The sequence below is a fragment of the Streptomyces sp. NA02950 genome (assembly GCF_013364155.1).
Taxonomy (GTDB): domain Bacteria; phylum Actinomycetota; class Actinomycetes; order Streptomycetales; family Streptomycetaceae; genus Streptomyces.
In genome coordinates, this window is record NZ_CP054916.1 from 8473375 (window position 1) to 8487456 (window position 14082).

Consider the following 14082-nt stretch of genomic DNA (forward strand, 5'->3'; position numbering starts at 1 on the left):
CGCCGACGATGGCGCGCTCACCGTGCTGGGTGGCGCGGATGTCGAAAAGATCCCCGCCCATCATGGTGCCCCGCCTCGGCGGGGCAGTGGAGCGCCGCCGCCAGCACATGCCCCACCTCGTGCGGCAGCGGCCGCAGCAGGGTGCGCATCAGGGCCTCGGCCACCGAGCCGGCGTGCATCAGATCGGCTTCCTGACGCTTCCGGTGCGCCGCCAGGATGGTACCGAGGGCGCCGACCAGGGCGTGGCGATGTAGATGGCCACGCAGTGGCGTTCCCAGATGCAGTCCACGCTGCGGCCCGCACAGCACGGGCCAGCCCGCGCAGGCTGTGTGCGTCCAGCCGCCGGGCGGGGCCGGGGAGCGGGGGGCGGTACGGGTTCGGGCGTGTCGGTCATGATCGCATCGTAGGTTGCAGAGGATCCTCTGCGAAGAGTCCTCTGCCTCTCTCCCCCTTGACCGACGTGGCCCGTCGGCCAAGCCTTTCCATCCTCATATATAAACGTCGTCCACATACGTGGAACAAGTGTGAGGCGGCGGCCGTACGGGAAACCCAGCCCTCAGGAGCGCCCCGTCATGAGACAACCGACCGTCACCGCCTTCTCCGTCTATCCGGTCGCCGGACGGGACTGCATGGAGCTGAACCTCTCCGGTGCGCACGGCCCCTACTTCACCCGCAACGTGGTGGTGCTCCAGGACTCCGAGGGCCGCACCGGACTGGGCGAGGTGCCGGGCGGGGAGCTGATCACCCGGACACTGCGCGACGCCGAACCCCTCGTCGCCGGAGCACGGCTGGGCGACTACCAGCGGGTGCTGCGCGCGATGGGCGACCGGTTCGGCGACCGCGACGCAGGTGGCCGGGGTGCGCAGACCTTCGACCTGCGCACCGCCGTCCACGCCGTGACCGCCGTCGAATCCGCGCTGCTCGACCTCCTCGGGCAGCACCTGGAAGTGCCCGTCGCCGCCCTGCTCGGCGACGGACAGCGGCGCGAGACGGTCCGGGTCCTCGGCTACCTCTTCTACGTGGGCGACCCCGACCGCACCGACCTGGACTACGCACGCGAACCCGACGCGACCGCCGAGTGGTACCGCATCCGCCACGAGGAGGCGCTCACCCCCGAGGCCATCGTCCGTCAGGCCGAGGCCGCCCATGAGCTGTACGGCTTCCGCGACTTCAAGCTCAAGGGCGGTGTCCTGGAGGGGGCCGAGGAGGCCAGGGCGGTACGGGCGCTCAAGGAGCGCTTCCCCGGGGCCCGGATCACCCTCGACCCCAACGGCGCCTGGTCCCTGCGCGAGGCGGTCGAGCTGTGCCGGCCCCTGGTGGACACCCTGGCCTACGCCGAGGACCCGTGCGGAGCCGAAGGGGGCTACTCCGGACGGGAGATCCTGGCCGAATTCCGGCGGGCCACCGGACTGCCCACGGCGACCAACATGGTGGCGACGGACTGGCGCCAACTGGCCCACGCACTGGCCCTCCAGTCGGTGTCCATCCCGCTGGCCGATCCGCACTTCTGGACCATGCGCGGTTCGGTACGGGTCGCCCAGCTGTGCCACGCCACGGGCCTGACCTGGGGGTGCCACTCCAACAACCACTTCGACATCTCCCTGGCCATGGTGGCCCACTGCGGTGCCGCGGCCCCCGGCGAGTACAACGCCCTGGACACGCACTGGATCTGGCAGGAGGGACTGGAGCGCCTCACCACCGACCCCCCGCGGATCAGCGACGGGGAGATCACCCTCCCGGACGCCCCCGGGCTCGGTGTCACCCTCGACCGGGACCGGCTGCTGGCGGCCCATGAGCTCCACCGGGAGAAGGCGCTCAACGCGCGGGACGACGCGGCCGGTATGCGGTACCTGGTTCCCGGGTGGACATTTGATGCCAAGCGCCCCTGCCTGGTGCGCCCTTGACCGCGGACCGCCGACTCGATGGGATCGGACGGGTGCGGTGTGTCGGGGCGTCGGTGATTGACATGCCGACGCGATCTGGGGGACGTTCGTCTTCTTGAGCGTGGGTCATCCACGTCCCGGAACCGAAGAGCGTGGTCCGTTTCGTTCGACGCATGGGGGAATCCGAGTGGCTTTAGAGCCGTCCGTCAGCCCTGCCGGTCCCGATCCCTCCGCCGGCGGAGGGGGGCCACTGCCGGGGGGCCGCCGGCCCTCCGCGCCACCCGGTTCCGGCGCCTCGAAGTGGTGGACGCTGACGGCGGCCGTGCTCGGGACGTTCATGCTGATGCTCGACCTCAGCGTGGTGAACGTGGCCCTGCCGGTGATCCGCCAGGAGCTGGACGCCGGGTTCGAGGAGGTGCAGTGGGTGCTCGACGCCTATGCGCTCACCCTCGCGGTCTTCCTGCTCACCGCCGGGGCGCTGGCCGACACCCTCGGCCGTAAGAAGATCTTCCAGGTCGGGTTCGTCGTCTTCACGCTGGCATCCCTGGCCTGCGGAGTGTCCAACACCGGCCTCGCCCTGGACATCTCCCGCGGTGCCCAGGGCGTGGGCGGAGCCGTGCTGTTCGCCGTCGCCCCCGCGCTGATCTCCCATCAGTTCCGCGGCAGGGAACGGGCGGTCGCGTTCTCCGTGTTCGGGGCCATCATCGGACTGGCCGTCGCCCTGGGACCGCTGATCGGCGCCGCACTGGTCACCACCGCGAGCTGGCGGTGGATCTTCTACCTGAACATCCCGATCGGGGTGTTCGCGATCGTCATCACCGCCGTGTTCGTCCGTGAGTCATGCGATCCACGGGCTCGTGGCGTGGACGTACCCGGTCTGCTGGTGCTGTCGGTCGCGCTGCTCGCCCTCGTCCTGGGGCTGATCCGGGGCCCACAGGACGGCTGGAGCGATCCGAAGATCATCGGCCTGGGTGTGCTGGCGGTGGCGGGCCTCGCCCTGTTCGTCGTGGTGGAGCGCCGCCGCGGACCCGCGGCGATGCTCGACATGAGCCTGTTCGGCAATGTGACCTTCGTCGGTCTGGCCCTGGTCGCCCTCTTCGCCTACATGGCCGGTACGACCTCCATCTTCCTGGAGGCCAACTACGTCGAGAACGTCCTCGGGCTGAGCGCGTGGGAGACCGGTGTCCGCTTCCTGCCATTGACCTTCGGCATGCTCGTCGCCGGGACCGTGGCGGGTATGGTGATGAATCGCATCCCTACCCGGCTGCTGCTGTTCGGCTGTGGAGCGTTTCTGTGTGCAGCCATGCTCCTGGTTCTGCTGGCCGACCAGGACTCGTCGTGGACGGCGCTGCTTCCGAGCATGATCGCCGCTGGTATCGGAATGGGGGCCTTCAATCCGCCACGCGCGTCGGTCGCGATGCTGGTCGCCGAACCGGCCCGGGCCGGGATGGCCTCGGGCGCGAGTGAGACATTCCAGCAGATCGGAGTGGCACTCGGAATCGCGGCCACCGGTTCGCTGTTCCAGAACCACGTGGCGCGGGAATTCTCCGACAGTGCGGTCGGCAAACAGCTCGGTGACTCCGGAGTGGACACCCACACTCTCGGTGTCACCATCGCCAACGGCGGTGCCAGAGAAGCGAGTGAGGCCATTCCGGGGCCCCTGCGGCAGGACTTTCTCCGTTCCGCCGACAGCGTATTCGTCAGCAGTATGCATCTGTGTTTTGTGGTGCTGGCCGTGGTCGCCGGGATCGGCGCCGTCACCGCCCTGCTGTTCATCCGGCGGCGCGACATGCGCGAGGACGTTCCCGAGGATGTGGAAGCCGAGTCGGACATGTCGAAGCTGGCAGTCTCGGACCGGTGACGCGTAAGCTCGTCGCACCATCGGAACAGTGGGAAGGAAACGGGGAGTGGCTGTCTTGACCCCCTCGATCGGCATTGCGGGGACCGGGAATTATCTGCCGCACGAGCCGATCAGCCTGGAGTCGTATGTCGAAGCGGGTCTGGAACTGAGCCCGATGGACAACGGACCGCTGCTGCGGGCCCCGCAGTGGCGGCACCACATCGCACCGGGTGAGCGGGCCAGTGAGATGATCGAACGGGCCGCGGCCCCGATGTTCGAGCGGCTCGGAGTCGATCCCGCCCGCGATGTGGACCTACTAGTCACCAATGTGCTGCTGCCCGACGATCTGTTCACCGGATGCGGCGCCGACACCGCCCACCGGATGGGGATGTCGCCCGAGTGGATCATCGATCTGCACAACGGCGGCTGTGCGTCCTTCCAGTACATGCTGAAGATCGTCGCGCCCATCATGGCCGTTGAAGGCGCCAGGACCGCGCTGCTGGCCAATGTGCAGAACACCGCGGGCCAGATATTCGCCCAGGACGGCAACCGCTTCAAATCGCACAGTGTCGCCGCCGGTGACGGCTGCGGAGTCGCCCTGGTCACCCTCGACCCCGGCCCCGACACGCCCCGGCTGCTGGGCACGCGCACCCGTAACACCCCCGCCACCGCACGCGACCTCGGCATGGCGACCTCCGACGGCCGGCACCACTGGCAGACCGGCGACAGCGTCCTCGATGTGCAGTTCGACGCCGCGAAGACCAAGGAGACCCTGGAGCTGGGCAACCGGCTGGTGCCCGAGCTCGTCCGCGAACTGAGCGAGCAGTGCGCGTTCGACGTCGACGAGATCGATGTCCTCGTCACCAACCAGCCGAACCGTATCTTCCTGCGCAACTGGCGCAATGGACTGGGGATCGACGCCGAGCGCCATATCGACACCTACGACCGCTTCGGCAATCTCTACGGCGCGGGAGTGCCCGTCACCCTGCACGACGCGGTCACCGCCGGCCGTATCAAGCCCGGCAATCTTGTGGTCACGGCGGGCTTCGCGCATGCCGGGGATTTCGCCGCGGCGGCCGCCTTCCGATGGTGATCCCCCGCCGAACCGGATAACAACCGCACACTCAATGACCAGAAGATGTCGCGGAGTTGACTGTGAAGAAAACGGGGTTACCTCCTCCCGGATGTGAATGGCATGGCGAGCACATCGGACGAGGGAAAGCATCACGACGTCCGCCTCCCACCTCATCACCGGGGCCACCGGCCCCCTTTTGCGGCCCGACCGAAGGTTCGTAGAAAGGGTGGACACCGTGGGGACTTCAGGAACTGACGGCGCACCGTGCGGCGAATCCCTGGCCGGCCGGCTGGCGGAAACCGCGGCGGACGAGCGGCTGCGGATCGTACTCGATGTGGTGCTGAGGGAAACGGCGGCCCTGCTCGGCCGACCGCCCAGTGCCATCGACCCGCAGCGCCCCTATCTCGACTACGGCTACAACTCCCTCGCCGCTGTTGCGCTGACCGAGGAATTGAGCTCCATCTGCGGTCTTGCGTTACCGCTGACCATGTTGTTCGACCAACCGAATCCCGACGCGGTGGCCCGATATCTGCTCTCCCGCATGGGGCTGTCGGCAGCCGAGTCCGCCACCGGGCCCGAGGCCCCGCCACCGCCCTCCGGGAGCGGGGCGGACGGCGCCGACGACATCATCGCCGTGGTGGGAGTGGCCTGCCGGTATCCGGGCGGGGTCGGATCCCCCGCCGAGCTGTGGCGGCTGGTCGACGAGGGCCGTGACGCGATCACCGGCTTCCCGTCCGACCGCGGCTGGCCACTGGAGGAGCTGTACCACCCCGACCCGGACCACCCCGGCACCGCGTACACGAGGTCGGGCGGCTTCGTACACGCCGCCACCGAGTTCGACGCCGAGTTCTTCGGGATCAGCCCGCGCGAGGCGCTGGCGATGGACCCCCAGCAACGGCTGTTGCTCGAGGGCGTCTGGGAGGCGTTCGAGGACGCCGGGATCGACCCCGGCACCCTGCGCGCCAGCCGTACCGGGGTGTTCGCGGGCGTCTCCGGCGTCGACTACAGCTATGTGGCCCGCTCCGGCGGCACCGGCCTCCAGGGCTACTGGGGGATCGGCACCCTGCCCGCGGTCGCCTCCGGCCGGATCGCCTACACCTTCGGCTTCGAGGGCCCCGCGCTGACCGTGGACACCGCGTGTTCGTCCTCGCTGGTGGCCACCCATCTGGCGATGCGGTCGCTGCGCCACGGCGAATGCTCGATGGCCGTGGTGGGCGGGGTGACCGTGGCCGCCACCCCCACCGTGTACCTGGAGTTCTCCCGGCAGCGGGCACTGTCGCCGGACGGCCGGTGCCGGTCCTTCGCGGAGACGGCGGACGGCACCGGGTTCTCCGACGGCCTCGGTGTGCTGCTGCTGGAGCGGCTCTCGGACGCGCGCCGCAACGGCCACCGGGTGCACGCGGTGCTGCGCGGCTCGGCGATGAACCAGGACGGCGCCAGCAACGGCCTCACCGCGCCCAACGGCCCGTCACAGGAGCGGGTGATCCGGGCGGCCCTGGCGGACGCCGGGCTGTCACCGGACGAGGTGGACGCGGTCGAGGCACACGGCACCGCCACCGTGCTCGGGGACCCCATCGAGGCACAGGCACTGCTCGCCACCTACGGCCAGGACCGCACACCGGACCGGCCGCTGTGGCTGGGTTCCCTGAAGTCGAACATCGGCCACACCCAGGCCGCGGCGGGGGTGGGCGGACTGATCAAGATGATCATGGCGATGGGGGCGGAGACCCTGCCCGCGACCCTGCACGCGGACGAGCCGACCGCCAAGGTGGACTGGTCCTCGGGCGCCGTGGCCCTGCTGACGGCGGCACGCCCCTGGCCGCGCGCCGAACGACCCCGGCGGGCCGGGGTGTCCAGCTTCGGCGCCAGCGGCACGAACGCCCACATCATCGTCGAGGAGGCCCCGGCCGAGCAGCCCGCCGAGCCCGGTCCACCGTCCGCCGGTCCACCGTCCGCCGGGCCGCGGCCGCCCGCGGCCACCCCGACCGTCTGGGTGCTGTCCGGGAAGCAGCAGTCGGGGCTGTCGGCGCAGGCGCGCCGCCTGCGCGCATGGCTGCTGGCCGATCCCGGGCTGGACCCGGTGGACGTCGGCTACTCGCTCGCCACCACCCGCGCTCCGCTCTCGCACCGTGCGGTGGTCGTCGGCCACGGCCGTGACGACCTGCTCGCCGGGCTGGACCGGATCGAGAACCGCGGCCCCGGACTTGAGACCGCCGGGGTCAGCGCACGGCCGGGCCGGGTGGCGTTCGTCTTCCCCGGCCAGGGCTCCCAATGGGCCGGAATGGCCGTGGAGTTGCTGGCTTCCTCACCGGTCTTCGCCGAGCGGATGCGGGAATGCGCGGAGGCGCTCGAACCGTACACCGGGTGGCGATTGCTCGATGTGCTGAACGGCGCTCCGGACGCGCCCTCGCTCGACCGGGTCGATGTGGTCCAGCCCGCCCTGTTCGCCATGATGGTGTCGCTCGCCGCCCTGTGGCGTTCCTACGGTGTGGAGCCGGACGCGGTGGTCGGCCACTCCCAGGGTGAGATCGCCGCCGCCTGTGTCGCCGGTGCCCTGACCCTCGACGACGCCGCCCGCGTGGTCTCCCTGCGCAGCAAGGAGATAGCCACCCTCGGCCGCAGCGGTGGGATGCTGTCCATCGCCGAGTCCGTGGAGGACGTCCGGGCCCGGCTGGCCATGGTGTCCGGCGAGGTGTCCGTGGCCGCGGTCAACGGCCCGTCCTCGGTCATCGTCTCCGGCGACTCCGCCTCGCTGGACGAACTCTTCGAGGACTGTGTCGCGGAGGACGTCTGGGTCCGCCGGATCCCCGTCGACTACGCCTCCCACTCGCCGCAAATCGAGGACCTCCGTGAGCGGCTGCACACCGCGCTCGCCCCGGTGACACCGCGGGCGGGTCAGGTCGCCTTCCACTCCACCGTGGTGGGCAAGGCCGTCGAGACCACCACCCTCGACGGCGACTACTGGTACGCCAATCTGCGCAACCCGGTGCTCTTCGAGCAGACCGTCCGCGACCTGGCCGACCAGGGCCACCGCGTCTTCGTCGAGGTCAGCCCGCATCCGGTGCTGACCGCCGCCCTCCAGCAGTCCATGGAGTCGCTGGGCGACCCCGACGCGGTGGTCCTCGGCTCTCTGAAGCGGGACCACGGACGGCTCGAGGACTTCCTCGGCTCCCTCGGCGAGGCGTATGCGCGCGGCGTCGAGGTGGACTGGCCGGCCGCGTTCGCCGGACGGCCCGCGCACCGGGTCGACCTCCCCCGCTACGCCTTCACCCGGCAGCGCTACTGGGCCACCACCGGCGAGGGCGCGGGCGATCCGCGCCCCGCCGGACTCGCCTCCGCGCACCATCCGCTGCTGGCGGGCCAGGTGCGGCTGGCGGGCGGGCTGGGCTCGGTGTTCACCGGGCGGCTCTCGCTGGAGCAGCTGCCGTGGCTCACCGACCACACCGTGTTCGGCGAGGTGTTCGTGCCGGGCACGGCACTGGTGGACCTCGCCGCGAGCGCGGGCGACCGTCTCGGCGTTCCCGTCGTCGAGGAACTGACCCTGGAATCCCCGCTGGTGGTACGGGACGAGGGGATCGGGATCCAGCTCCAGGTGGCCGAACCCGACGCCCGGGGCCGGGCCGCCTTCACCCTGCACTCCGAGGACGGCGCGGACGGCTGGACGCAGAACGCCTCCGGAGTGCTGGCCGCTTCCGCCGACACGCCGCACACCGAGGAGCCGTCCGCCGACGCGCCGTCCGTTGAGGGGCCGTCGGCCGTCTGGCCCCCGGAGGGCGCCGTCGCGATCCCGATCGGCGATCTGTACGACCGCCTGGCCGACCGGGGCATGGAGTACGGCGGGATGTTCCGGGGGCTGCGTGCCGCCTGGCGGTGCGGGGACGGCATCTGCGCCGAGGTCCGCCTCGACGGTGGCGGCGAGGACATCGACCCCCGCCATCTGCTCCACCCGGCGCTGCTGGACGCCGCCTTCCACGCGGCCTTCGCCGACCGGTCGGACGAGGGCGGATCCGGCTCCGCCCGGCTGCCGTTCGCCTGGTCCGGGGTGCGGATCCGGTCCGGGGAACACACCGCCCGGGAACTGCGGGTCCGGCTGACCCCGCTCGGCGCCGACACCTTGCGGATGTCCGCCCGGGACACGGACGGACACCTCCTCGTCTCGGTGGACTCGGTGCTGGCCCGGCCGGTGTCCATGGCGCAGCTCGCGGCCGCCCGCTCGGTGACGGCCGACTGTCTGTTCGGCGTGGACTGGGTGCCCGCCACCGCGGACGCTCCGGTGTCCCCCGACACCGTGGCCGTCCTCGGCACGGGGGAGGGGCTCGAGACGCCGCGCGCGTACCCCGATCTCCGCTCGCTGCTGGAGGAGACGGACGGCACCCCGCCCCGGTGGGTCGTCGCGCCCATCGGGCTGCCGGACGCCACGACCGCACCCGACGCGGTGCGGACGGCGACGGGCAGTGTGCTGTCCCTGCTGCGGGAGTGGCTGGCGGCCGACGGACTCCAGGACAACCGGCTGGTGTTCGTCACCAGGACGGCGGTGGCCGCCCTGCCCGACGACGAGCCCACCCTGGAACTCGCACCGCTGTGGGGCCTGGTGCGCAGCGCACAGGCCGAGAACCCCGGCACCTTCCGGCTGATCGACCTCGAGGCCGCCGCCGGGGCGGACGGCCTCGCCGCCGCCCTCGCCGCCGATGAACCACAAGTGGCCGTACGCGACGGAGAGTTGCTGGTGCCACGGACGGTCCGGACCCGCCCCGCGGCGTCCGCCCCGTCCTTCGACCCGGACACGACCGCACTGATCACCGGTGGCACCGGCGGTCTGGGGGCGCTGGTGGCACGCCACCTCGTGGCCGAACACGGAGTGCGCCATCTGCTGCTGGCCAGCCGTCGCGGCCCGGACGCCGAGGGTGCCCGGGCCCTGACGGACGAACTCACCGCGCTGGGCGCGGAGGTCAGGGTCGCGGCCTGCGACCTGGCCGACCGCGACGCCGTGGCCGACCTGCTCGCCACGGTCTCCCGGGACCATCCGCTGAAGGCCGTCGTCCACGCCGCCGGTGTGCTCGACGACGGCCTGATCACCTCCATGACCGGCGGCCGGCTCGACCGGGTGCTGCGCGCCAAGGCCGACTCCGCATGGCACCTGCACGAGCTGACCGCCGACCACGACCTCACCGCGTTTGTGCTGTTCTCCTCGCTGGCCGGGGTCATCGGCGGGCCCGGACAGGGCAACTACGCCGCCGCCAACACCTTCCTGGACGTCCTGGCGCACCGGCGCCGTGCCCAGGGCAGGCCCGCCGTGTCCATCGCCTGGGGGCTGTGGGAGGAGGCCAGTGACATGACCGGCCACCTCAGCCGTACCGACACCGCCCGGCTGGCCGACAGCGGGGTGATCGCCCTCACCGCCGAGGAGGGGCTGCGACTGCTGGACGCCACGCTCGAAGCGCCCGCCTCCCTGGTCCTGGCCGCACGGCTGGACATGGCCGCCCTGCGCACCCAGGCCGCCGCGGGCGTGGCACCCGCCCCGCTGCGCGGACTGGTGCGCACCGCGCCCGCCCGCCCCGCCGCCACCTCCGCCGCGCTCATGGAGGAGCTGGCCGGACGCACCGGGCCGGAGCGCGCACGCGTCCTGCTGCGCCTGGTGCGCACCGAGATCGCCGCCGTGCTCCAGTACCCGGGGCCGGACGCGGTGCCCCCGGACCGGGCCTTCAGCGACCTCGGCTTCGACTCGCTGGGAGCCGTACAACTGCGCAACCGCCTGAACCTGGCCACCGGACTCGGACTGCCGGTGACGGCGGTGTTCGACCACCCGACACCACGGGCGGTGTCCCTGTTCCTGGCGGGCAGGCTCTTCCCCGCCGGGGACACCCCCGCGGACCCGGCCGTGGACACCGCCGGAGGCGGCGGCGCACCCCGCGACGACGACGGCGCGCCCGACGCGGCGGCCGAACTCGACGCCATGGACGCCGAAACCCTCGTCCGCCTGGCCCTGCGCGGCAACGACTCGTGATTGGACCCACACCTATGCCTGTCGACAACGAGGATGTCTTAGAAGCACTGCGCGCGGCCATGAAGGACAACGTCCGGCTGCGGCAGGAGAACGAACGCTCCCGGGAGCCGATCGCCGTCGTCGGCCTGGCCTGCCGGTACCCCGGCGATGTGATGTCCCGTACGGATCTGTGGGAGCTGGTGGCGGCGGGCCGGGAGGCCATATCCGGCTTCCCCGGCGACCGCGGCTGGGACCTGGACGCCATCTACCACCCCGACCCCAGCCATCCGGGCACCAGCTACGTCCGCACCGGTGGCTTCCTGTCCAGCGCCACCGAGTTCGACCCCCGGTTCTTCGGCATCAGCCGCCGTGACGCCCTGGCCATGGACCCGCAGCAGCGGCTGCTGCTCGAAGGCGTGTGGGAGGTGTTCGAGGACGCCGGTATCGCCCCCGACACGATGCGGGGCAGCAGCACCGGAGTCTTCGCCGGGGCCATGTTCCAGGACTACGCCTGGCTGGCGCGCCAGCGCGACGACCAGGTCGGCGGCCGCTGGGGACTGGGCAACCTGGGCAGCTTCGTCTCCGGCCGGATCGCCTACACCTTCGGCTTCGAGGGCCCCGCCATGACCGTGGACACCGCGTGTTCGTCCTCGCTGGTGGCCACCCATCTGGCGATGCAGTCGCTGCGTCGCGGCGAATGCTCGATGGCCCTGGCCGGCGGGGTGACCGTACTGGCCACCCCGGGTGTCTTCGTGGAGTTCTCCCGGCAGCGGGCGCTGTCGCCGGACGGCCGGTGCCGGTCCTTCTCGGCCAAGGCCGACGGCACCGGATGGGCCGAGGGCATGGGGGTGCTGCTGCTGGAGCGGCTCTCGGACGCGCGTCGCAACGGCCATCCGGTCCACGCGGTGTTACGCGGCTCCGCGGTCAACCAGGACGGCGCCAGCAACGGGATGACGGCCCCCAACGGCCCCTCCCAGGAGCGGGTGATCCGCGGCGCGCTGGCGGACGCCGGGCTGTCAGCGGCCGAGGTGGACGCGGTCGAGGCACACGGCACCGCCACCGTGCTCGGCGATCCCATCGAGGCACAGGCACTGCTCGCCACCTACGGCCAGGACCGCCCCGCGGACCGGCCGCTGTGGCTGGGCTCGCTGAAGTCGAACATCGGCCACACCCAGGCCGCGGCGGGCGTCGGCGGCCTCATCAAGATGATCACGGCGATGCGTGCGGAGACCCTTCCGGCCACCCTGCACGCGGACGAGCCCACCACCAAGGTGGACTGGTCCTCCGGCGCCGTGGCCCTGCTGACCTCGGCGCGCCCGTGGCCGCGCGCCGACCGCCCCCGGCGGGCCGGGGTGTCCAGCTTCGGCGCCAGCGGTACCAACGCCCACCTCATCGTCGAGGAACCGCCCGCCGACCCGGCACCCGCCCGGGCCCGGCCCGCCGCCACCGCCCCCGGTGAGCCGGTGGTGTGGCCGGTGTCGGGAAAGATGCCGTCCGGACTCACCGCCCAGGCACGCCGGTTGCGGGAGCGGCTGGCTGCCCACCCCGAACTCGACCCCGTGGACATCGGCCACTCCCTGACCACCGGCCGAGCCCAGCTCTCGCACCGTGCGGTCGTGGTGGGCCGCGACCGCGACGAACTCCTGGCCGGGCTGGACACGGTGATCAGCGGGGACGCGGCCCCCGGGGTACTGCTCCACTCCGGGGCACGGGCCGGAAGCGCGGCATTCGTGGTCCCCGCCCCCGACAAGCAGTCCATGGAGCTCGCCCGCCAACTCCTCACCGACGCACCGGCGTTCACCGCGCGGATGGAGGAGTGCGCCCAGGCGCTCGCTCCGCACACCGACTGGAACCTGCTCGACGTGGTGAACGGCGCCCCGGACGCCCCCGCGCCCGAGGAGCCCGGTGTCCTCGGCCCCGCCCTCTTCGCCGTCCAGGTGTCCCTGGCGGCGCTCTGGCGCGCCTACGGTGTGGAGCCCGACGCGGTCGTCGGTGAGCCGGGCGCCGACATCACCATCGAGGTGATCGCCGGTCGGCGCACCCTCGAGGACGCCGCACCCGCCGTGGCCACCGCGGCCACCACCGGCGCGGCCGAGTCCGGCGCCCTGCGGGAGACCCTCCGTACCCAGGTCGAACAGGGCTTCCGCGCCTTCATCGAGATCAGCCCGCAGCCGACGCTCAGCGCTACCCTGACCGGCGCCGTGACCGCCGCGGGCGGCGATCCCGGCGAATTCATGATCACCGAACCGGCGCCGGGCGCGCCCGACGGCCTGGCCACCTTTCTGCACACGCTGGCCCAGGCGTTCGTCGGGGGCGTACGGGTCGACTGGTCTCCCTTGTTCGCCGGGCGCGACGCCCGCACCGTCGAGCTGCCGACCTATCCCTTCCAGCGCCAGCGGTACTGGCTGGCCGGGACCAAGGACCGGCCGGCGGCGCCTCCGCCGGAGCGCCCGGCCGCGGCCGAGGACAGCCGCGGCACCCTCACCGTGCTGCTGCGCCGCGCCCATGTCGAGAACGCCATCCCCGAGGCCGTCCCGATGGTGATGGCCGCCTCGCGGTTCCGGCCGTCGTTCTCCTCGACGGCGGAGCTGAGCGGTGTGCCGGGCTCGATACTCGCGGCCGAGGGCGCGGCCTCGCCCGCGGTCATCTGCGTACCCTCGTTCCTCGCCGGTTCCGGTCCGCACCAATTCGCCCGGCTGGCCTCGGAGTTCACCCCGCGGCTGCGGACATCGGCGTTGGTCCTGCCGGGGTTCGGCAAGTCGCATCTGCTGCCCGCCTCCTGGACGGTGGCGATCGAGGCGATGTCGGACGCCACCCTGGCGGCCGCCGCGGGCGAGCCCTTCTTCCTGGTGGGCCACTCCGTCGGTGGGCTGATCGCCCGGGCCATCGCGGAACGCCTCCAGCACAGCGGCCATCCCGCCCGGGGCGTTGTCATGATCGACACCTATGACATCGACGTCCGCAGCGAACGCGAGGCCCTGTTCGTCTGGGCGATGAGCGAGATCCTCGACCGGGATCCAACCGGTCTGGTGGTCAACGACAACAACCTGATGGCGATGGGGTCCTATCTGCGGCTGTACGACGAGTGGTCCCCGGGCAGCTTCGACGCACCGACCCTCGCGGTGCGGGCGGTGGCCTCCGACACCCCGCTGAGCCTGCCCGTCGACCCGGTCTGGAAGGCGGCGGACACCAGCGAATCCGTCCTGGCCGACCACTTCTCGATCCTGGAGGACAAGGCGGCGACCACCGCCCGGGTGGTCGGGGACTGGTTCGCCCGGGTGTCCGCACCCTGACCGGCGTC

At 71.9% G+C, this 14082-nt stretch carries 6 protein-coding genes; all 6 read left to right on the plus strand.

Features of this window, described 5'->3' with window-relative positions; all coding sequences use genetic code 11:
• The first annotated feature begins 62 nt into the window (after positions 1–62).
• The 6 genes from HUT19_RS36575 (at position 63) to HUT19_RS36600 (ending at position 14074) form a co-directional block, all read left to right on the plus strand.
• Entirely contained in the window at positions 63–254 is a 192-nt protein-coding gene (locus HUT19_RS36575; protein WP_176184894.1) for a hypothetical protein, read from the plus strand.
• Positions 255–572: 318 nt separating this feature from the next.
• Entirely contained in the window at positions 573–1904 is a 1332-nt protein-coding gene (locus HUT19_RS36580) for an enolase C-terminal domain-like protein (RefSeq protein ID WP_176184896.1), read from the plus strand.
• A 166-nt stretch (positions 1905–2070) separates the two neighbouring features.
• Positions 2071–3744, plus strand: a complete 1674-nt coding sequence (locus HUT19_RS36585; RefSeq protein WP_368661727.1) for an MFS transporter — start codon at positions 2071–2073, stop codon at positions 3742–3744.
• A 46-nt stretch (positions 3745–3790) separates the two neighbouring features.
• Entirely contained in the window at positions 3791–4816 is a 1026-nt protein-coding gene (locus tag HUT19_RS36590) for a 3-oxoacyl-ACP synthase III family protein (RefSeq protein ID WP_254885980.1), read from the plus strand.
• A gap of 217 nt (positions 4817–5033) precedes the next feature.
• Positions 5034–10802, plus strand: coding sequence for a type I polyketide synthase (locus HUT19_RS36595; protein ID WP_176184898.1), 5769 nt, complete (start codon positions 5034–5036; stop codon positions 10800–10802).
• 14 nt (positions 10803–10816) lie between these two features.
• Positions 10817–14074: a type I polyketide synthase gene (locus tag HUT19_RS36600; RefSeq protein ID WP_176184900.1), complete on the plus strand. Its 3258-nt coding sequence runs from the start codon at positions 10817–10819 to the stop codon at positions 14072–14074.
• Positions 14075–14082: the final 8 nt, after the last annotated feature.